Consider the following 19223-nt stretch of genomic DNA (forward strand, 5'->3'; position numbering starts at 1 on the left):
GTGCCATGGCACTGACAGCATCAGTCAAGGAAGAACTTTCCCGTCTGGATATCAAGAAGTCCTCAGTCCGCAAGGCCGAGGTGTCGGCGATGCTCCGCTTCGCCGGCGGGTTGCACATCATCTCGGGCCGGATAGTGATCGAGGCCGAAGTCGACCTCGCATCGACCGCCCGGCGGCTGCGCGCCGCCATCGCCGAGGTGTACGGCCACCAGAGCGAGATCTTCTTCGTCTCCGGCGGCGGCCTGCGCCGTGGCAGCCGCTACGTGGTGCGGGTGGTGCGCGACGGTGAGGCCCTCGCCCGCCAGACCGGACTCCTGGACGCGCGGGGGCGCCCCGTGCGCGGCCTTCCGTCGGTAGTGGTGAACGGCTCCGCCGCGGACGCCGAAGCTGTCTGGCGCGGCGCGTTCCTGGTCCACGGCTCGCTCACCGAGCCCGGCCGCTCCTCGGCCATGGAAGTCACCTGCCCCGGCCCCGAATCGGCCCTGGCCCTCGTCGGCGCGGCCCGCCGCCTGGGCATCCAGGCCAAGGCCCGCGAGGTCAGGGGAGTGGACCGCGTGGTGATCCGCGACGGCGACACGATCGCCGCGCTGCTGACGCGAATGGGCGCCCACGACGCGCTGATGGTCTGGGAGGAACGCCGCATGCGCAAGGAAGTCCGCGCCACGGCCAACCGGCTCGCCAACTTCGATGACGCGAACCTGCGCCGTTCCGCGCAGGCCGCCGTGGCCGCCGGTGCCAGGGTAGACCGCGCCCTGGAAATCCTGGGCGACGACGTCCCGGACCACCTGAAGTATGCCGGTGAGCTCCGGGTCGCGCACAAACAGGCCAGCCTGGACGAGCTGGGCCGGCTCGCCGACCCCGTCATGACCAAAGACGCCATCGCCGGCCGGATCCGCCGGCTGCTGGCCATGGCGGACAAACGGGCCCAGGACCTCGGCATCCCGGGCACGGAAGCCAATGTGACGCCCGAAATGCTCGACGACTAGCCCGCCCCTAGAATCAACAGCAGGAATATCCCGGGGAATGAAATATCCGGGAGCCGCGGCTGGTTGTCGCCGTAGGATCCCACCGCAATTTTCCGGATGCCCCGCATCCGGATGCACAATCAAAAGAGTTACCGAACCGGACAACCCGTCCACGACATTGGAGGAATTTGTGACCGAGTACGTACTGCCCGAGCTCGACTATGACTACGCAGCGCTGGAACCGCACATCTCCGCGAAGATCATGGAGCTGCACCACAGCAAGCACCACGCCGCCTACGTGGCCGGCGCCAACAACGCCTTGGCCCAGCTGGCCGAGGCGCGCGAAAAGGGCGACTTCGCCAACATCAACCGCCTCTCCAAGGACCTCGCGTTCCACACCGGCGGCCACATCAACCACTCCGTCTTCTGGAAGAACCTCTCACCGGACGGTGGCGACAAGCCCGAGGGCGAGCTTGCGGCGGCCATTGACGACGCCTTCGGCTCGTTCGACGCGTTCCGTGCGCAGTTCAGCGCCGCGGCACTGGGCCTGCAGGGCTCCGGCTGGGGCTTCCTGGCCTACGAGCCCATCGGCGGCAACCTGGTCGTCGAGCAGCTCTACGATCAGCAGGGCAACGTCGCACTCGGCACCACCCCGCTGCTGATGCTGGACATGTGGGAGCACGCCTTCTACCTGGACTACGTCAACGTCAAGGCTGACTACGTCAAGGCCTTCTGGAACATCGTGAACTGGGCCGACGTCGCCAAGCGCTTCGACGCCGCCCGCAAAAACGCGACGGGTCTCATCACCCTCTAGGCAGGTCCCTTTACCCTGCACAGGGTGACGGAATCGACTTCCGTTTGTAACAAACCTCACATTACGGGCCCTTCGGCCCGAAATGTGGACGGACTGCCCCTGCACTTGCGGGGGCAGTCCCGGTTAAACGTAAGATGGATCACGGAAGGCGGTTAGCCTTCAGCAATGTGGCTGGTCGCCCTCCGATCTGGTAATTATCTCTGCCCAATGGCGTGCGGGATCTGTTAGTTGGCTTGAACGCCTTCTCAACTAGTCGTGCTCGCAAGAGCACCAAGGAGACTGAAAACGTGACGACCCGTATTGGCATCAACGGCTTTGGCCGTATCGGCCGCAACTACTTCCGCGCCGCCCTCGCACAGGGCGCAGACCTCGAGATCGTTGCGGTCAACGACCTCACCAGCCCGGAAGCCCTCGCTCACCTCTTCAAGTACGACTCCGTGGGCGGCCGCCTGGCCGAAACCATCGAGGTCAAAGACGGCAACATCGTCGTCGACGGCAACATCATCAAGGTCCTCGCCGAACGCGATCCCGCGAAGCTGCCCTGGGGCGAGCTCGGCGTCGACATCGTCATCGAGTCCACAGGCTTCTTCACGAAGGCCGCCGATGCGCAGAAGCACATCGACGCCGGCGCCAAGAAGGTCCTGATCTCCGCCCCCGCGTCGGATGAGGACATCACGATCGTGATGGGCGTCAATGACGGCCTGTACGACAACGCCACGCACCACATCATCTCCAACGCCTCCTGCACCACCAACTGCCTCGGCCCGCTGGCCAAGGTCATCAATGACGCCTTCGGCATCGAGCGTGGCCTGATGACCACCATCCACGCCTACACCGCAGACCAGAACCTGCAGGACGGCCCGCATAAGGACCTCCGCCGCGCCCGCGCCGCCGCCATCAACATGGTGCCCACCTCCACCGGTGCGGCCAAGGCAATCGGCCTGGTCCTGCCGGAGCTCAAGGGCAAGCTCGACGGCTACGCCATCCGCGTGCCCGTTCCCACCGGCTCCGCCACCGACCTGACCGTCACGGTTTCCCGCGAGACCACGGTCGCCGAAGTCAACGCCGCCCTCAAGGCAGCATCGGAGACCGAGGAGCTCAGGGGCCTGCTGACCTACACCGACGAGCCGATCGTCTCCTCCGACATTGTCGGCGACCCGGCATCGTCCATCTTCGATTCCGGCCTGACCAAGGTGATCGGCGACCAGGTCAAGGTTGTGTCCTGGTATGACAACGAGTGGGGTTACTCCAACCGCCTCGTGGACCTCACGGAGCTTGTCGCGTCCAAGCTGGGCTAGGGTAAGACTCATGACATTTCACACCCTCAACGAACTGATCGCTGATGGTGTCCGCGGGCGGTACGTTCTGGTCAGAAGTGACCTGAACGTGCCGCTCGACGGCTCTACAGTGACTGACGACGGCCGCATCAAGGCCTCCCTGCCAGTGCTGGCGAAGCTCACGGACGCCGGTGCCCGCGTGCTGGTCACAGCACACCTCGGCCGCCCCAAGGGCGCGCCGGAGGAGAAGTACTCCCTCAAGCCCGCAGCCGCACGGCTGGCCGAGCTTGCCGGGTTCAAGGTCTCCCTTGCCGCCGACACGGTTGGCGAGTCGGCCAAGGAGCTCTCCGCGGCGCTGCAGGACGGCGAAGTGCTGGTCCTGGAAAACGTGCGCTTCGACGCGCGGGAGACCTCCAAGGACGACGCCGAGCGCGGCGCCTTCGCGGACGAGCTGGTCGCCCTCACCGGGGACAACGGCGCCTTCGTCGATGATGCCTTCGGTGCGGTGCACCGCAAGCACGCCAGCGTGTACGACGTCGCCACGCGGCTGCCGTCCTACCAGGGCGACCTTGTCCGCACCGAGGTCGAGGTGCTGCGCAAGCTCACCACCGACACCCAGCGGCCCTACGTCGTTGTCCTCGGCGGCTCCAAAGTCTCCGACAAGCTCGCTGTGATCGACAACCTCCTGGGCAAGGCGGACACGATCCTGGTGGGTGGCGGGATGCTGTTCACCTTCCTCGCCGCCGCGGGTCACAAGGTCGCGGGCAGCCTGCTCGAAGAGGACCAGATCCCGGTCGTCCAGGACTACCTGAAGCGCGCCGCCGACGCCGGTACCGAGTTCGTCGTGCCCACCGATGTTGTGGTGGCGGGCAAGTTCGCCGCCGACGCCGAGCACGAGACCGTTGCCGCCGACGCCATCGAGTCGGGCAGCTTCGGAGCCCAGGGCATCGGGCTGGACATCGGGCCGGTCTCGGCAGCGGCGTTCGCGGAACGGATCAAGGACGCCCGGACGGTGTTCTGGAACGGGCCCATGGGCGTGTTCGAATTCGCGGCCTTCGCCGGCGGTACCCGGGCCATCGCCCAGGCCCTGACCGAGACGGAGGCATTCACCGTGGTTGGCGGCGGCGACTCGGCGGCAGCGGTCCGGACACTCGGCTTCGCCGATGAGGCGTTCGGCCACATTTCCACCGGCGGCGGCGCAAGCCTGGAGTACCTTGAAGGCAAGGAACTCCCCGGCCTGAGCGTCCTCGACCGTTAGAAGCACTGACCGCTAAAAGCACCGGCATTTGAGCCGGCAGGGTGCCCTCCGCAGGGAACCGGGCGCCCTGCCGGCTGCTCCCACACACCAAGAACTCCTGGAGATCACGTGACCACGTCAACCAACGGTAAATTCGACCGCAAGCCCTTCATCGCCGGCAACTGGAAGATGAACATGGACCACGTCCAGGGCATCACCCTCCTGCAGAAGCTCGCGTGGACCCTGTCGGACGCCAAGCACGACTACAGCCGGGTGGAGGTCGCCGTCTTCCCGCCGTTCACGGATCTCCGCGGCGTCCAGACCCTGGTTCAGGGCGACGAGCTCGCCGTCGTCTATGGCGGCCAGGACCTTTCCCAGTTCGACTCCGGCGCCTACACGGGCGACATTTCCGGCCAGTTCCTCGCCAAGCTTGCCTGCAGCTACGTCCTGGTCGGCCACAGCGAACGCCGCACCATCCACAACGAGTCCGACGCCGTGCTCAACGCCAAGACCAAAGCCGCCTTCCGGCATGGCATTACTCCGGTCCTCTGCGTCGGTGAAGGCCTGGAGATCCGGCAGGCCGGCACCCACGTGGACCACACCCTCGCCCAGCTGCGCGCCGGCGTCGAGGGCCTCACCCCGGAGCAGGCCGCCGAGCTTGTAGTCGCCTACGAGCCCGTGTGGGCCATCGGCACCGGCGAGGTCGCGGGCCCGGAGGACGCGCAGGAAATGTGCGCCGCCATCCGTGCCGAACTGTCCACCCTCTTCGGAGCAGACGTCGCCGCCAAGACGCGCCTGCTGTACGGCGGCTCTGTCAAGGCCAACAACGCGGCCTCGATCCTGAAGGAGCGCGACGTCGACGGCTTGCTGGTCGGCGGTGCCAGCCTGGACGCTGCCGAGTTTGCTAATATTGTCAGGTTCGAGAGTCACCTGTTGACGGATTAGTCCGGACACAGCCTGACCCCCGCAATCCAATCCTTCTGAAAGGCCGTCGTGGACGTTCTTCATGTCATTCTGCAGGTCCTCCTGGGCATCACCAGCCTCCTGCTGACGTTGCTCATCCTGCTCCATAAAGGACGCGGAGGCGGCCTGTCCGACATGTTCGGCGGCGGCATGAGCTCGGGCCTGAGCTCCTCCGGCGTCGCGGAACGGAACCTCAACCGGTTCACGGTCATCCTGGGAATCACCTGGGGCGTGGTGATCATCGCCCTCGGCCTGCTCATGCGGTTCAGCACAGGCGCCGATTCCTAGGACGCCCGTCCGACAACTTCATATGGGGTCCTTATGGCCCTCCCGGCATCGGGAACTCACGAACTACACTGTGGCTGTCGTCTTGCACTTCCACCAGCCAAGTAGCCAGGAGTTCCCGATGCTGCATTCTGCTTCCGGATTCAAAGGAATCCGTGTGGGCGCCACCGAGGGGGCAACTCCCCGCCACGAACCACTGAACGGGGCCGGCGTACGCCAGCCCCGTATTCGTGTATCGTTCCGGTGCGCCAAGGGCCATGAAACCTCGCTCGTGTTCGCACAGCTTCCGGAGGAACAGATCCCCGGAGTTTGGGACTGCCGGCGCTGCGGCGGCACCGCAACCCGCGACGAATCAAAGTTTGCCCTGGAGGAAACGCCAACAGAAGGCTTCAAGACGCATCTGGAATACGTTAAAGAGCGGCGCTCCAGCCAGGACGCCGAAGACGTGCTGGCTGGAGCGCTGGAACGTCTACGCTCCGGACGGACCCTTCCGGACGAGCTGCTCCGGGACCCGTGAGGCCGCGTCCTCGTCAATGAGCCACAGCGTTTCCCGGCGGCCGCGCGGCCCCGCGGCGGGCACCTGTACGGGATTGGCGCCGGCCAGGGCCAGCCCTACGGCGCCGGCCTTGTCATCACCGGCCACCACCATCCACACCTCGGATGCCGTGTTGATCGCCGGCAACGTCAGCGACACCCGCGCCGGCGGCGGCTTGGGGGAGTTGTGGACGCCCACGACTGTCAGTTCCTTCTCCCGGATGCCGGCCTGCTCCGGGAAGAGCGAGGCGACGTGCGCGTCCGGCCCCACGCCGAGGAGGACAATGTCCAGGCGGGGAAGCCGCGCCGGCTGTTCCGGCCTGTCGTCGGACATGTCCGCGGCGTGCTCGGCGGCCGCCGCCTCGGCGAGCCGGCGGGCATAGTCGGCCGCGGCGTCGTCCGGGCTGTCGAAGTCATCGGTGGAACCTGGCGCATGGACGCGCGCCGGATCAACATTGATGTGGGACAGGAGGGCGTCCTGGGCCTGGCGGGCGTTGCGCTCGGCGTCGCCGGCCGCCACGAAGCGCTCGTCACCCCACCAGAAGTTCACCTTGGACCAGTCGACGGCCCGCGCCGCGGGCGATTCGGCCACGGCCTTGAGCGAGCCGATGCCCATCGTTCCCCCGGTAAGCACCACCGTGGCCTCGCCGTGCCGGTCCTGGATATCCACCAGCTTGGTAATCAGGCGGGCTGCGATCGCCGCCATCAGAACGGTCGAGTCAGGATGGATGCTTACTCTCGGGTCAGCGCTCACTGGGACGGACACTCCTTAGATTGGTACGCGGCAGTCCCATAGTAATCACTTCACCGAAGACTTCGTCCGGGTCCAGGCGGCGGAGTTCTTCGGCCAGGCAGTCCTTGAGGCTGCGGCGGGGCAGTGAGATCCGCTGGGCGGGCTGGCCGGGCTGGGTCAGTTCGGCGATGGTGAGCCCGGGCCGGAAGAGCTGGATGTCGCCGCCGGGCCGGGTCAGCCGGACGCGCCGGATGCCGGTTCCGGCCGGGTCCGCCACGATCGTGACGGGAACGTCCAGGGCCAGGGTGAGCCAGGCTGCGAGGAGCACGGTGCTGGGTGAGTCCGAGGCGCCCTCGACGGCCACGGCCGTCACCGGCGAGTCGTCCACCTGGTCCAGGACCGCGGCCAGCTGGATGCGCCAGTTGGTCAGCCGGGTCCAGGCCAGGTCCGTGTCGCCGGCCTTGTACGTGCGGCGGATGTTTTCCAGCGCCGCGACCGGGTCCGCTTCATTGGCCGAGTCGGTGATCCGGCGGTGCGCGATGCCCCCGACCGAGGTCTGGCACGCGTTCCTGGGCGCGCCGTGCGGCCACCAGGCCACGATCGGGGCGTCCGGGAGCAGCAGGGCCGCGACGAGGGATTCGCTTTCCTCGGCGAGTTCGCCGTAGCCGCGCAACAGGATCACCTCGGAGGCGCCGGCGTCGCCGCCGACGCGGATCTGGGCGTCCAGCCGGGTTGGGGCCGAGGCCCCGGCGTCGGCGAGGACGATGATCCGGCACGGGTGTTCGCGGCTGGCCTCGTTGGCGGCCTCGATGGCCTCCTCTTCCAGCCCGGAGCGGGTGACGACCACGAGGGTCAGGACCCGGCCCAGGGCGATCACGCCGCCCTGCTCGCGCAGGGCCATGATCTTCTTGGAAATTTTGGAGGTGGTGGTATCGGGAAGATCTACGATCATGGCCTTCTCCAGGTTCGTCCGTCGCGGGCTAGGAGCTCATCGGCCGAGGCGGGGCCCCAACTGCCGGGAGCGTAGGGCTGGGGCTGTTCGTCCAGGCCGGCCCAGTATTCCTCGAAGGGATCCAGGATCTTCCAGGACAGCTCAACTTCCTGGTGCCGGGGGAACAGCGGCGGCTCGCCGAGGAGCACGTCCAGGATGAGGCGTTCGTAGGCTTCGGGACTGGACTCGGTGAAGGAGTGGCCGTAGCCGAAGTCCATGGTGACGTCGCGGACCTCCATCTGGGTGCCCGGAACCTTGGAACCGAACCGGATCGTGGCGCCTTCGTCAGGCTGGACCCGGATCACCACGGCGTTCTGGCCGAAGTCGTCCTCGCCGTGGTCCGTGAAGAGCAGGTTTGGTGCGCGCTTGAACACGACGGCGATCTCCGTCACCCGGCGCCCCAGCCGCTTGCCGGCGCGCAGGTAGAACGGCGCGCCGGACCAGCGGCGGGTGTTGATGTCCACCCGGATCGCGGCGAACGTCTCGGTCTTGGAATCGGCCGGGATGCCCTCCTCCTCCAGGTACCCGAGGACTTCCTCGCCGCCCTGCCAGCCGCCGGTGAATTGCCCGCGGGCAGAGTGGGAGGAGAGGTCCTCGGGGAGCCGGACGGCGGCGAGGACCTTTTCCTTCTCGGCACGCAGGTCGTCCGCGTTGAAGGAAATCGGTTCTTCCATCGCCGTCAGGGCCAGCAGCTGCAGCAGGTGGTTCTGGATGACGTCGCGGGCCGCGCCCACGCCGTCGTAGTAGCCTGCCCGGCCGCCGGTCCCGATGTCCTCGGCCATGGTGATCTGGACGTGGTCCACATAGTTGGCGTTCCAGAGCGGCTCGAAGAGCTGGTTGGCGAAGCGCAGTGCCAGGATGTTCTGCACCGTCTCCTTGCCCAGGTAGTGGTCGATCCGGAACACCGCGTCCGGCGGGAATACCGACTCGACGATGTCGTTGAGCTGCCGGGCCGACTCGAGGTCGTGTCCGAACGGCTTTTCGATCACCACGCGGCGCCAGTTGTCGCCCGCGGCCTGGGCCAGGCCGTGCTTGGAGAGCTGACGGCAGACCTGTTCGAAGGCCTTCGGCGGGATCGAGAGGTAGAACGCGTGGTTTCCCCGCGTCCCGCGCTGTTCATCGAGCTCATCGATCGTGTCGGAGAGCCGCTTGAACGCCTCGTCGTCGTCGAACTCGCCCTGCACGAAGCGGATGCCCTCGGAGAGCTGCTTCCAGACCGTTTCATCGAACGGGGTGCGGGCGTACGCCTTGACGGACTCCTTGACCTCCGCGGCGAAGTCCTCGTTCTCCCACTCGCGGCGGGCAAAGCCCACCAGCGCGAAGCTCGGCGGCAGCAGCCCGCGGTTGGCGAGGTCATACACGGCGGGCATGAGCTTCTTGCGGGCGAGGTCCCCGGTCACCCCGAACAGGACCAGCGACGCCGGTCCGGCAATACGGTTCAGACGGCGGTCACGGGGGTCCCGGAGCGGATTGCGCCCCCGGCCGGCCGTGTTCCTGCCGCCGTTGTAGGTTTCTGGCATGGTTGCGTGGGTGCCTTAGCTTTCAGTGGAGGATGCTGCCTGGCCGGCAAGGGAGGTGATGAGCTCCTGGAGCTGCTTCACACCCGCGGCGCGGTCGGTCAGGTGCAGCCGGAGGACCGGACGGCCATGCTCGGACAGGACCTGGGCGTCGCCCGCGGCCTGCGCCGAGATCAGCTCGCCGAACGTGAACGGCCGGTCCGGGATGGCCAGGTCAGCCGCGGATGCGGCCGTGACCTGCAGGAAGACGCCGATCGCGGGTCCGCCCTTGTGGAACTGGCCGGTGGAGTGCAGGAACCGCGGGCCCCAGCCAAAGGTGACCGGGCGTCCGCTGGCCGCGGCCAGTTCGTCTCGGACGCCTTCGAGGCTGGCATAGGCCAGCCGGTCGAAATAGGCCTGGACGCTGAGGTAGTTGTCTGGGCCGAGTTCGCCCAGCAGGGCGCTGACGGCCTCGGCCGCGGTGCCGGCGTTGCCGAGCCATTCCCCGCCGCGGACCTCGATCGCGCCGTCGGTGAAATTCGCCGGCGTCGGAGCGGGCTGTGCGTCCAGCAGGCCGCGGGCGGCGATCTTCGCTGCCTCGACGTCCGGCTGGTCGAACGGGTTGATGCCGAGCAGGCGGCCGGCCACGGCGGTGGCGAATTCCCACACCATCATCTGTGTGGCCAGGCCGCCGGCGATGGCGACCTCGTTCTCGCCGAGCTGCACGTCGGCATCCGCCGCGACGAGCCGGATGACCAGGACATCGGGGGCGCCGAGGGTGGCTTCCGGGGAGGCAGGACCGGCTACGACCGGCAGCACGCCGGTGCCGAGCTTGCCCGTGGATTCGGCGATGAGCTGCTCGGCCCAGTCGGCGAAGCCCACGATCCCGGATCCGTCCTCCGCGATGACGATCTTGTTGCGCAGCGGGGTGGTGCCGCCCAGGGCGGTGCCGAGGGCGAGGCCGATGTTGTCTTCCGAGTCCTCATTGAGGATCTCGGCGGCTTCTTCGGCCTCATCCAGGAAAGCCTGGATATCGACGCCGGCCAGCCCGCACGGGACCAGCCCGAAGGCGGTCAGGGCCGAGAAACGGCCGCCGACGTTTGGATCTGCATTGAAGACGGCGCGGTAGCCGGCCTCCCGGGAGGCCTTGTCCAGCGGCGACCCCGGGTCGGTGACGATGATGATGCGGCTCTTCGCATCGATCCCGGCATCGGTGAACGCCTGCTCGAAGATCCGGCGCTGGGAATCGGTTTCCACAGTGGAGCCGGACTTCGACGAAACCACGATCGCGGTTTCGTCCAGCCGGTCCGCCACCGCGGCACTGACCTGTTCGGGGTCGGTGCTGTCCAGAACAGTCAGCTCGACGCCAGCGGTGCCCGCGATGACTTCAGGCGCCAGCGAAGAGCCGCCCATGCCGCAAAGGACGATCCGCGTTACGCCCTCGGCCTTCAGCGCGTCGCGGAGTTCGAGAATGTCGCCGACCAGCGGCTGGGAGACGGAAGCCGCCTCGACCCAGCCCAGCCGGACAGCGGATTCCTGCTCTGCGTCCGGACCCCACAGGGTGTGGTCCTTCGCGAAGATCCGGGTGGCGATGCGGTCTTCCAGCAGTGCCGGGAGGTGCTGCTCATGTGCCTGGCGGGCTGCGCCGGTGGCGTCGTAGCTGAGTGTGCTCATGGTGGGTTAGGAAGCCTTCCGTGCAGAGGCCAGGGCGCCTTCGACGTCACCCAGCAGTTCCTTCCAGCTGGCCACGAACTTGTCCAGGCCTTCGGATTCGAGCAGGGCGACGACGTCGTTGTAGGAAATCCCCAGCGCGTCGAGGGAGTTCAGCGTGGCGTTGGCGTCGTCGTAGCCGCGGGAGACGGTGTCGCCCGTCACGGTGCCGTGGTCGAACGTCGCGTCGAGTGTCTTCTCCGGCATCGTGTTGACGACGCCGGGGGCGACGAGTTCGGTGACGTAGAGGGTGTCCGGGTAGGCCGGGTCCTTCACGCCGGTGGAGGCCCACAGCGGGCGCTGCGGCAGGGCGCCGGCCTCGGCCAGCAGGGCCCAGCGTTCGGTGGAGAAGAGCTCCTCGTAGACCTGGTAGGCCAGGCGCGCGTTGGCCAGGCCGGCCTTGCCCTTGAGTGCCTTGGCTTCCTCGGTGCCGATGGCGTTGAGGCGCTTGTCGATTTCGGCATCGACGCGGGAGACGAAGAAGGACGCGACCGAGTGGATCGTGGACAGGTCGTGGCCGTTGTCCTTGGCCTGCTCGAGCCCGGACTGGAAGGCGTTGATCACGGCGCGGTAGCGTTCCAGCGAGAAGATCAGGGTCACGTTGACGCTGATGCCCTCGGCCAGGGTGGCGGTGATGGCCTCGAGGCCTTCGAGGGTGGCCGGGATCTTGATCAGGACGTTGTCCTTGTTGACCTTCTTGTACAGGTGCTTCGCTTCGGCGATGGTGCCTGCGGTGTCCCAGGCCAGGCGGGGGTCGACCTCGATGGAGACGCGGCCGTCGACGCCCTTGGTGGCCGCGGCGACGGGGGCGAACAGGTCGCAGGCGTCGGCGACGTCGGTGGTGGTGATTTCGAAGACGGTCTCTTCGACGGTGGCGCCGGCGGCGGCCTGGGCGGCGATCACGGCGTCGTAGTCGTGGCCGGCGGTGATGGCGGCGTGGAAGATCGACGGGTTGGTGGTGACGCCAACGACGTTCTTCTCTTCGATCAGCTTGCGCAGGGTGCCGGTCTGGAGGCGGCCGCGGGAGAGGTCGTCGAGCCAGATCGAGACGCCGGCGTCGGAGAGCTGCTGGGTGGGGGTAGTCATTTCATAACTCCTGGAAATCATGGGTTCCGGGGGCACAGCGTCCCCCGGAACCGTGGTGGTGGATCAGTTGGTGAGGCCGGCGAGGGATTCCTTCGCGGCGGCGGCGACTGCTTCTGCCGTGATGCCGAATTCCTGGAAGAGGCGCTTGTAGTCCGCGGACGCTCCGAAGTGCTCCAGGGAGATGGAACGGCCGGCGTCGCCGACGAATTCCTTCCAGCCCAGGGCCAGTCCGGCTTCGACCGAGACGCGTGCCTTCACGGCCGGGGGCAGCACGGCGTCGCGGTAGGCGGCGTCCTGCTTGTTGAACCATTCCACGCAGGGCATGGACACCACACGGGTGGGGATGCCCTCGGCCTGCAGCGCTTCGCGGGCGTTGACGGCGAGCTGGACCTCGGAGCCGGTGCCAATCAGGATGACCTGGGCTTCGACGGTGGAGCCGTCCTTCGACGCCTCGGCAAGGACGTAGCCGCCCTTCTCGACGCCGGCGGTGGAGCCGAAGGTGTCGCCGTCGGCCACGCCGGTGCCGCGGGCGTAGGTGGGGATGTTCTGCCGGGTCAGGACGATGCCGGCGGGGTTTTCGTGGTTTTCCAGCATGGCCTTCCAGGCCGCGGCCACCTCGTTCGCATCTCCCGGGCGGACGACGTCCAGGCCCGGGATGGCGCGGAGGGAGGCGAGCTGCTCAACGGGCTGGTGCGTGGGGCCGTCCTCGCCCAGGCCGATCGAGTCGTGCGTCCAGACATACAGCGACGGGACGCCCATGAGGGCGCCGAGCCGGATCGCGGGGCGCTGGTAGTCGGAGAAGATCAGGAACGTTCCGGAGAACGCCCGGGTGCGCCCGTGCAGGGAGATGCCGTTCACGATCGACGCCGCGGCGTGCTCGCGGATGCCGAAGTGCAGGACCCGGCCGTAGGGGTTGCCCTTCCACGCCGCGGTGGACCGGGACGTGGGGATGAATGAGGGCGAGCCCTCGATCGTGGTGTTGTTCGACTCCGCGAGGTCTGCGGAGCCGCCCCAGAGTTCGGGCATGACCGGGCCGATCGCGTTCAGGACCTTCCCGGAGGCGGCCCGGGTGGAGACGTCCTTGCCGGCTTCGAAGACCGGCAGGGCGGCTTCGAAGTCGCCCGGGAGCTTCTTCGCCTCGACGCGTTCCAGCAGTGCAGCGGACTCGGGGTTGCCGGCCTGCCACGCCTCGAACGAGGCCTGCCAGTCGGCGCGGGCGGCCGCGCCGCGGTCCTGGACGGCACGGGCGTGGGCCAGGACGTCCTCGTCGACCTGGAAGGCACGTTCCGGGTCAAAGCCCAGGACCTTCTTCAGGGCTGCGACTTCCTCAGCGCCGAGGGCGGAGCCGTGGATCTTGCCGGTGTTCTGCTTCTTCGGCGCCGGGTACCCGATGATGGTCCGCAGGGAGATGATGGAGGGCTTGCCGGTTTCGGCCTTCGCGGCGAGCAGTGCGGTGTGCAGTTCCTGGACGTCTTCGACGTATTCGCCGGTCCGGGTCCAGTCGACCCGCTGGGTGTGCCAGCCGTAGGCCTCGTAGCGGGCCAGGACGTCCTCGGTGAACGCCACATCGGTGTCGTCCTCGATCGAGATGTGGTTCTCGTCGTAGATCACCACGAGGTTGCCCAGTTCCTGGTGACCGGCGAGTGAGGACGCCTCGGAGGTGACGCCTTCCTGCAGGTCGCCGTCGGAGGCGATCACCCAGACGGTGTGGTCGAACGGGCTCGTGCCGGCGGGAGCGTCGGCGTCGAACAGGCCGCGCATCCGGCGCTGGGAATAGGCGAAGCCGACCGCGGACGCCAGGCCCTGGCCCAGCGGGCCGGTGGTGATCTCCACACCCTTGGTGTGCTTGTACTCCGGGTGGCCCGGGGTCAGCGAGCCCCAGGTCCGCAGCGCCTCCAGGTCCTTCAGTTCCAGGCCGTAGCCGGCGAGGAACAGCTGGATGTACAGGGTCAGGGACGTGTGACCGGGGGACAGGACGAACCGGTCGCGGCCCAGCCAGTCCGGATTCGCCGGGTCGTGGCGCATCAGCTTCTGGAACAACAAATACGCGGCCGGAGCAAGGCTCATCGCCGTCCCCGGGTGGCCGTTTCCGACTTTCTCCACCGCATCCGCGGCCAGCACCCGGACGGTGTCCACTGCGCGCTGGTCCAAGTCAGTCCATGACAGTTCTTGCTCTTCCAAATGTGGCACGAAAACCGGGCCCCTCTCTGTGCTGACGGCCGGCGGTACGCTCTTTTCCCGCCCGGGCACAGTTCGGTGCCCGCTGCGGTTCGTACCAGCCGTTCACCATCGAAACGTTGATCTATCATTCAGACGCAGATGCAGAGCCGCGTGTTCCGGCAAGTGCCTAAATGCGTGCCCGTGTGCGCTGATCTAATGACAGCCTAGTCCCATTCCACTTTGTGGTCAGCGTATATCTCACCAATTGGACCTGATTTCGCTTATATGAATCACCGTCCGCCGCGGGGCCGGTGAGCCGGCGTTAACGCGCCGGAATCATGGCGCGGCATTCGGCGGCCCTCCGGCCCGGAGCTCCACGGTATGATGGGTGGTGGCCTTCGACTGGGGCAAGGACACGGGTGTGCGCCGAGCGCGGAGCCCGGTCTGCAGCACAGTGCGTTGCGAAATCCACCCGGGGCTGCCCAGCCAGACAGAACTGCACAGCCAGACAGAACAGAGTGACTGCCACCGTGAGCACAACTAATACGCCGCTGAACGCCTCCCCGGCCTCGGGAAGAATGGGCTTCGGCCGCAAAGCCAAGGCCTACCTGGCGCTCACGAAACCCCGCGTGATCGAGCTTCTGCTCGTCAGCACGCTGCCCACCATGATCTATGCCGAACGCGGCTTCCCGTCGATCGGCCTGATCCTGGCGACGCTGGTGGGCGGCGCGTTCGCGGCAGGTTCCGCAGGCGCCTTCAACTGTTACATCGACCGCGACATCGACAAGCTCATGCACCGCACGGAGAACCGGCCCCTGGTCACCGGTGAGGTCACACCCCGCGAAGCCCTCATCTTCTCCTGGCTGCTGGGCGCGACGGCGATCGCCATCCTCTGGTTCGGGGCCAACCCGCTCGCCGCGTGGCTCGGACTCGGCGCCATCGTCTTCTACGTGGTCATCTACACCATGATCTTGAAGCGGCGCACGGCCCAGAACATTGTCTGGGGCGGCGCCGCCGGGTGCTTCCCGGTCCTGATCGCCTGGGCCGCCGTCACCAACACCGTCGAGTGGCCCGCCGTCGTGCTGTTCATGGTGATTTTCCTCTGGACGCCGCCGCACTACTGGCCGCTGTCGATGCGCTACGGCGAGGACTACCGCAACGCCAACGTGCCGATGCTGGGCGCCATCGCCGGGGCGAAGGTGGTTTCGGTGCAGGTGGTCCTCTACGCCTGGGCCATGGTGGCGTGTTCGCTGCTGATGATCCCGGCCGGTGGTGCCGGCTGGGTCTACACGGTGACCGCCGTCGGCGCCGGTGCCTGGTTCCTGTACGAGTCGCACGCCCTGTACAACCGCGCCCAGGCCGGCGACGTATCCAACAAGGGGGCCATGAAGGTCTTCCACGGCTCCATCAGCTACCTGACCCTGCTCTTCATTGCCCTGGCGGTCGATCCGTTCGTCGGCTCGGCCATCATGGGCGGCTGATCCCCCGTTCATCTGCCTGACGCTCCCTCACCAGTGGTGGGGGAGCGTCAGCTGTATCAGGGGGACGGTCCTTTTCGGTCCCGGGGTATCCTTACGAACCGGCCAGGCGACACAACCCCAGGGGGAGCCCGTGATCAACCGCAGCGATGTACTTCAGGCACAGAACCGCATCAGTGGCCACGTGCGGCGCACGCCGTTGCTCCGTGGTGGTACCGCTGCCGCCCCGCTCTGGTTCAAATGTGAGTTCCTGCAGCACACGGGCGTCTTCAAGGCACGCGGCGCCTTCAACCGCCAGCTCGCCGCCCGGGAGCGCGGGGAGCTTGACCCGGCCGTCGGTGTGGTGGCGGCGTCGGGCGGCAACGCGGGTTTGGCGAACGCGTACGCCGCCGCGGTCCTCGGTGTGCCGGCGACGGTGTTCGTCCCGGAGAACGCCCCGCGGGTAAAGGTCGAGCGTCTCCTCGCGTACAACGCCACGGTCCGGCAGGCCGGCGCCGAGTACGCGGAGGCTTTCGCGGCCGCAATGCACTACGTGGAAGATACCGGCGCCCTGTTCTGCCATGCGTACGACCAGCTGGAAATTGCGGCAGGCGCGGGCACCCTGGCCGAGGAAATCCTCGAGGACGAGCCCGGCATCGACACGATCGTCGTCGCCGTCGGCGGCGGCGGACTCTATGCGGGCGTGGCGGCAGCTGCCGAGGGCCGGGCCCGCGTCGTCGCGGTCGAGCCCTTCACCATCCCCACGCTGCACGCGGCCCTCGACGCCGGCCGCCCGGTCGATGTGGCCGTTTCGGGCGTCGCCGCGGACTCCCTCGGGGCCAGGCGCGTGGGTGGGATCGCCTTCAGCATCGCCTCACGCGTCCCGCCGACCTCTGTGCTGGTGGACGACGCCGCCATCATCGCGGCCCGGTCACAGTTGTGGGGCGATTACCGGATCCCCGCCGAATACGGGGCTGCGGCTGCGTTCGCGGCGCTCACGTCAGGGGCGTACACACCCGCCGAAGGGGAACGCGTCGCGGTGATCGTCTGCGGGGCGAACACCGATGCCTGCACGCTGGAGGACGACCCTGGCAGCGACTGAATAGCGCCGACTGAACTCTGCCGACTAAGGGGTGCCGCCTGAATAGTGCCGACTAACCGTGCCGGGAAGCGGCGCTGCCGGCCTGCTGCCGGTCCGGAGGGTAGCGGGCCGAATAGTGCTGGTCGAAGCGGGCCCGCGCGATCCGCCCGAGCCGTTCGACAGTGTGCCAGCTGATGACCGCAATGAGCAGGGTCACCACAATGGCCGACACCGCGATGAGCGGCGGCAGATCGGCCGTGGAGCCGCCGTTGAGCCAGAGAATGACGGCGTAGTTCCAGAGGTACGCGGCGTAGGAGACAGTGCCCAGCAGCTGCACCGGGCGCGTCCACTTCGGCATCACCGCGGTTCGGGAGGCGGCCAGTGCGACCAGGACGGCCGCGGCGGCCATGGCCAGCGGGCCGCCAATGAACATGAAGGCCGGCGTTTCGTTGGCCTTCGGGAAGTAGATCAGCGCGGCCAGGACGGCGACGGAACCGAGCAGGGCCGCGCGCCTGAGCCAGCGGCCGGTGAACCAGTTGAACACATGGACCCTGTACAACCGCAAGGCCGAACCGATGATCAGGCCCAGGCCCCACGTGGTCGGCAGCGCGTAAACCAGGGAGTGAAGTTGCGGGGCCAGGGTCACCATTGCCAGCACACTGGCCGACATGAGGAACAGTGCGACGGCGGCGGACCAGCCAATCAGCCGTCCCTGGCGGTTGCGCCGCAGGGCGAGCACCAGCAGCGCGGGCCAGATCAGGTAGAACTGTTCTTCCACCGCCAGCGTCCAGAGCGGTCCGACCGCCATGCTGACGTCGAACGGCAGGGGGAGGTCTTTGAGGTAGCCAAGACCGGCGAGGACTGTGTAGCCCACGATTCCCTTGGACCGGTCACCGAGGACGTCGGTGGCCAATTCGACGATCGCGTATACGCCCAGGAGGGAAACCAGTGCCGGCACCAGCCGGAAGGCCCTGTGCGCATAGAAGCGTCCGTAGCGAATCTTTCGGTGCCGTTCGATATCGCCGACCAGCACGTTGGTGATCAGGTATCCGCTCAGTACGAAGAAGGCAATGACACCCACGATGCCGGCGCCCTGGAATATGCCGGGCCAGGAATGTCCGAGCAGGACAGCGCCCACGGCGGCACCGCGAAGAACGTCCAGGCCATCCAGCCGTGGGCGCTTTGCAGTATGTTGGACCGTCTGTGCGGGCCTTTCGCCGACTAGTAACGCCACATATCCTCCGGTGCCTCTGTCTGGCCGGTTCCGATTCCAGCTGCATCAAGGCAAAACCGCGCCGTCCGTATATTCATGGATGCGATTGCGGCGCCGGTTCTGCGCCCTATTCAAGTATTCCCGCCTTGGCTGGACGAAACCTGACGCCGGTTCTGCGGCTGCCCGGTTCTGCAGCTGCCCGGCTCTGCGGTTGGTTGTTGGGCGGGCCCGAAAAGGGGCCACACCTTCCAGCATTCCGAAATCTTTCCTGTTTGGACAAGTGACCGGCCGGTAACTGGGCGTCGAGGGGCGACGCCTCTAGGCCTCTTTAGAGATTGTGGGCCACCAGCTCCAGCCCGATTACCAGCAGGCTCAACACGACTTCGGCGAACATGATGGCGGCCTTGTGACGGAGCGGGATCTCGAGGCGGCGGATCGCGAGGAACCCGACGATGCCGAGCGAAACAACCAGAACAGCGACTGCCCACCCGAGGGCAACGGCCGTCGACCACAGACCGAGGCCGGCTGCGGTGAGGAGGAGCAGCGGGGTGACCAGGACGCCGAGGCCGCCCGCGCTGACCGTGATCATGTGGTGCAGCTCGTCACCGGTGGGAAGCTTCGAATGAACAGTCAGGTGGCTCAGGAGGTCGGCGACGAAAATCCCCAGCAGGGAGCCGATCACCACGATGCTGAGCGTCGCCGCCGCTGCCAGCGGCGTGGTCTCGTCCGCGTGACTCCGAAGCGCCAACACCACGGCCAGGCTCGTGAAGATGATGTAGACGCGTTCTTTGAGGATCGCCGCGCGTTGGCGGGCTGAGGGTGAAGCAGGCACGGTCGGTTCTGTCGCTTGCATCAGAGAAAGCCTTCCGGTCAGCGTCACGGGAACGAACGAGGAAAGCCCACGGCCGCGACGATCCATATCCATGCCATCCCATAGTCCACCCGGAAATCCCGTCAAGGCCAGCCCCCGGGAGGTGAATGCGGTCCTGGTCATTGTTGCCGCAACGACCGCACGAGTGCCCAGACAGCAACAGACAGCAAACGCGGGGCCACTTACGGCCCGTCCGGACGTCTCAAAGTCAATTGGTCGTTGCAACAACGGGGTTTAGGCCGCGGCGGCGATGAGGTGGCGCATGCGTTGTTTGGGGGTTTCGAGGTTCAGCGTGGGGCGGGGCCGGTTGTTGAGCTTGTCGGCGATTGCCTCGAGGTCCTCGGCGGTGA

Annotated in this window: 17 protein-coding genes; 9 read left to right on the forward strand and 8 right to left on the reverse strand. The window is 67.1% G+C overall.

Annotation, left to right across the window (positions count from 1 at the left end; translation table 11 throughout):
- Window positions 1-5: 5 nt before the first annotated feature.
- The 7 genes from whiA (at window position 6) to AC1DBX_RS11205 (ending at window position 6058) form a co-directional block, all read left to right on the forward strand.
- Window positions 6-986, forward strand: a complete 981-nt coding sequence (whiA, locus tag AC1DBX_RS11175) for a DNA-binding protein WhiA (protein ID WP_476931762.1) — start codon at window positions 6-8, stop codon at window positions 984-986.
- 169 nt (window positions 987-1155) lie between these two features.
- A complete protein-coding gene (locus AC1DBX_RS11180) occupies window positions 1156-1779 on the forward strand; it encodes a superoxide dismutase (protein WP_476849616.1) in 624 nt (207 codons plus the stop codon).
- 287 nt (window positions 1780-2066) lie between these two features.
- Window positions 2067-3077: a type I glyceraldehyde-3-phosphate dehydrogenase gene (gene gap / locus AC1DBX_RS11185; RefSeq protein WP_028276841.1), complete on the forward strand. Its 1011-nt coding sequence runs from the start codon at window positions 2067-2069 to the stop codon at window positions 3075-3077.
- Between the two features lie 10 nt (window positions 3078-3087).
- Window positions 3088-4314: a phosphoglycerate kinase gene (locus tag AC1DBX_RS11190; RefSeq protein WP_476858607.1), complete on the forward strand. Its 1227-nt coding sequence runs from the start codon at window positions 3088-3090 to the stop codon at window positions 4312-4314.
- Window positions 4315-4422: 108 nt separating this feature from the next.
- Window positions 4423-5238, forward strand: coding sequence for a triose-phosphate isomerase (gene tpiA / locus AC1DBX_RS11195; RefSeq protein WP_018772995.1), 816 nt, complete (start codon window positions 4423-4425; stop codon window positions 5236-5238).
- A gap of 48 nt (window positions 5239-5286) precedes the next feature.
- Window positions 5287-5544: a preprotein translocase subunit SecG gene (gene secG, locus AC1DBX_RS11200; RefSeq protein ID WP_018772994.1), complete on the forward strand. Its 258-nt coding sequence runs from the start codon at window positions 5287-5289 to the stop codon at window positions 5542-5544.
- Between the two features lie 154 nt (window positions 5545-5698).
- Complete coding sequence (locus tag AC1DBX_RS11205; RefSeq protein WP_306292809.1) at window positions 5699-6058, forward strand: RNA polymerase-binding protein RbpA; 360 nt, start codon at window positions 5699-5701, stop codon at window positions 6056-6058.
- On the opposite strand, the gene pgl is transcribed toward AC1DBX_RS11205, so the two are convergent.
- The 6 genes from pgl to tkt all read right to left on the reverse strand — a co-directional run bounded on the left by pgl (window position 6011) and on the right by tkt (window position 14272).
- Window positions 6011-6829 (reverse strand): 6-phosphogluconolactonase, encoded by an 819-nt coding sequence (pgl, locus tag AC1DBX_RS11210; RefSeq protein ID WP_476931763.1) that lies wholly within the window; start codon window positions 6827-6829, stop codon window positions 6011-6013. The genes AC1DBX_RS11205 and pgl overlap by 48 nt on opposite strands.
- A complete protein-coding gene (locus tag AC1DBX_RS11215) occupies window positions 6819-7760 on the reverse strand; it encodes a glucose-6-phosphate dehydrogenase assembly protein OpcA (RefSeq protein WP_028275501.1) in 942 nt (313 codons plus the stop codon). Before AC1DBX_RS11215 ends, pgl begins: the two co-directional genes overlap by 11 nt.
- Window positions 7757-9319 (reverse strand): glucose-6-phosphate dehydrogenase, encoded by a 1563-nt coding sequence (gene zwf, locus AC1DBX_RS11220; protein WP_476849618.1) that lies wholly within the window; start codon window positions 9317-9319, stop codon window positions 7757-7759. The genes AC1DBX_RS11215 and zwf overlap by 4 nt, the downstream gene beginning before the upstream one ends.
- Window positions 9320-9334: 15 nt before the next feature.
- Window positions 9335-10969, reverse strand: a complete 1635-nt coding sequence (locus AC1DBX_RS11225) for a glucose-6-phosphate isomerase (RefSeq protein ID WP_476931764.1) — start codon at window positions 10967-10969, stop codon at window positions 9335-9337.
- Window positions 10970-10975: 6 nt separating this feature from the next.
- On the reverse strand, window positions 10976-12091 hold the full coding sequence (tal, locus tag AC1DBX_RS11230; RefSeq protein ID WP_476872135.1) for a transaldolase: 1116 nt from the start codon (window positions 12089-12091) through the stop codon (window positions 10976-10978).
- A 63-nt stretch (window positions 12092-12154) separates the two neighbouring features.
- The gene (tkt, locus tag AC1DBX_RS11235) at window positions 12155-14272 is read right to left on the reverse strand and encodes a transketolase (protein WP_476931770.1); all 2118 of its coding nucleotides are present in this window, start codon (window positions 14270-14272) and stop codon (window positions 12155-12157) included.
- A 497-nt stretch (window positions 14273-14769) separates the two neighbouring features.
- Here tkt and AC1DBX_RS11240 point away from each other — a divergent pair, with 497 nt between their 5' ends.
- Window positions 14770-15732, forward strand: a complete 963-nt coding sequence (locus AC1DBX_RS11240) for a heme o synthase (RefSeq protein WP_476931765.1) — start codon at window positions 14770-14772, stop codon at window positions 15730-15732.
- Window positions 15733-15862: 130 nt separating this feature from the next.
- The gene (locus AC1DBX_RS11245; protein ID WP_476931766.1) at window positions 15863-16810 is read left to right on the forward strand and encodes a threonine/serine dehydratase; all 948 of its coding nucleotides are present in this window, start codon (window positions 15863-15865) and stop codon (window positions 16808-16810) included.
- 52 nt (window positions 16811-16862) lie between these two features.
- Here AC1DBX_RS11245 and AC1DBX_RS11250 read toward each other — a convergent pair whose 3' ends face one another.
- Both AC1DBX_RS11250 and AC1DBX_RS11255 read right to left on the reverse strand, forming a co-directional pair.
- The gene (locus AC1DBX_RS11250; protein ID WP_476931767.1) at window positions 16863-18023 is read right to left on the reverse strand and encodes an acyltransferase family protein; all 1161 of its coding nucleotides are present in this window, start codon (window positions 18021-18023) and stop codon (window positions 16863-16865) included.
- A 307-nt stretch (window positions 18024-18330) separates the two neighbouring features.
- On the reverse strand, window positions 18331-18855 hold the full coding sequence (locus AC1DBX_RS11255) for a hypothetical protein (RefSeq protein WP_476931768.1): 525 nt from the start codon (window positions 18853-18855) through the stop codon (window positions 18331-18333).
- Between the last annotated feature and the right edge of the window lie 368 nt (window positions 18856-19223).

The sequence above is a fragment of the Arthrobacter sp. 10N44_2 genome, from assembly GCF_056394385.1.

Excerpts from the sequence above, each read along its gene's own strand:
- AC1DBX_RS11255 (WP_476931768.1), bottom strand. The coding sequence starts at position 18,855 with ATGCAAGCGACAGAACCGACCGTGCCTGCTTCACCCTCAGCCCGCCAA.
- AC1DBX_RS11215 (WP_028275501.1), bottom strand. The coding sequence starts at position 7,760 with ATGATCGTAGATCTTCCCGATACCACCACCTCCAAAATTTCCAAGAAG.
- AC1DBX_RS11225 (WP_476931764.1), bottom strand. The coding sequence starts at position 10,969 with ATGAGCACACTCAGCTACGACGCCACCGGCGCAGCCCGCCAGGCACAT.
- AC1DBX_RS11190 (WP_476858607.1), top strand. The coding sequence starts at position 3,088 with ATGACATTTCACACCCTCAACGAACTGATCGCTGATGGTGTCCGCGGG.
- tal (WP_476872135.1), bottom strand. The coding sequence starts at position 12,091 with ATGACTACCCCCACCCAGCAGCTCTCCGACGCCGGCGTCTCGATCTGG.
- whiA (WP_476931762.1), top strand. The coding sequence starts at position 6 with ATGGCACTGACAGCATCAGTCAAGGAAGAACTTTCCCGTCTGGATATC.
- zwf (WP_476849618.1), bottom strand. The coding sequence starts at position 9,319 with ATGCCAGAAACCTACAACGGCGGCAGGAACACGGCCGGCCGGGGGCGC.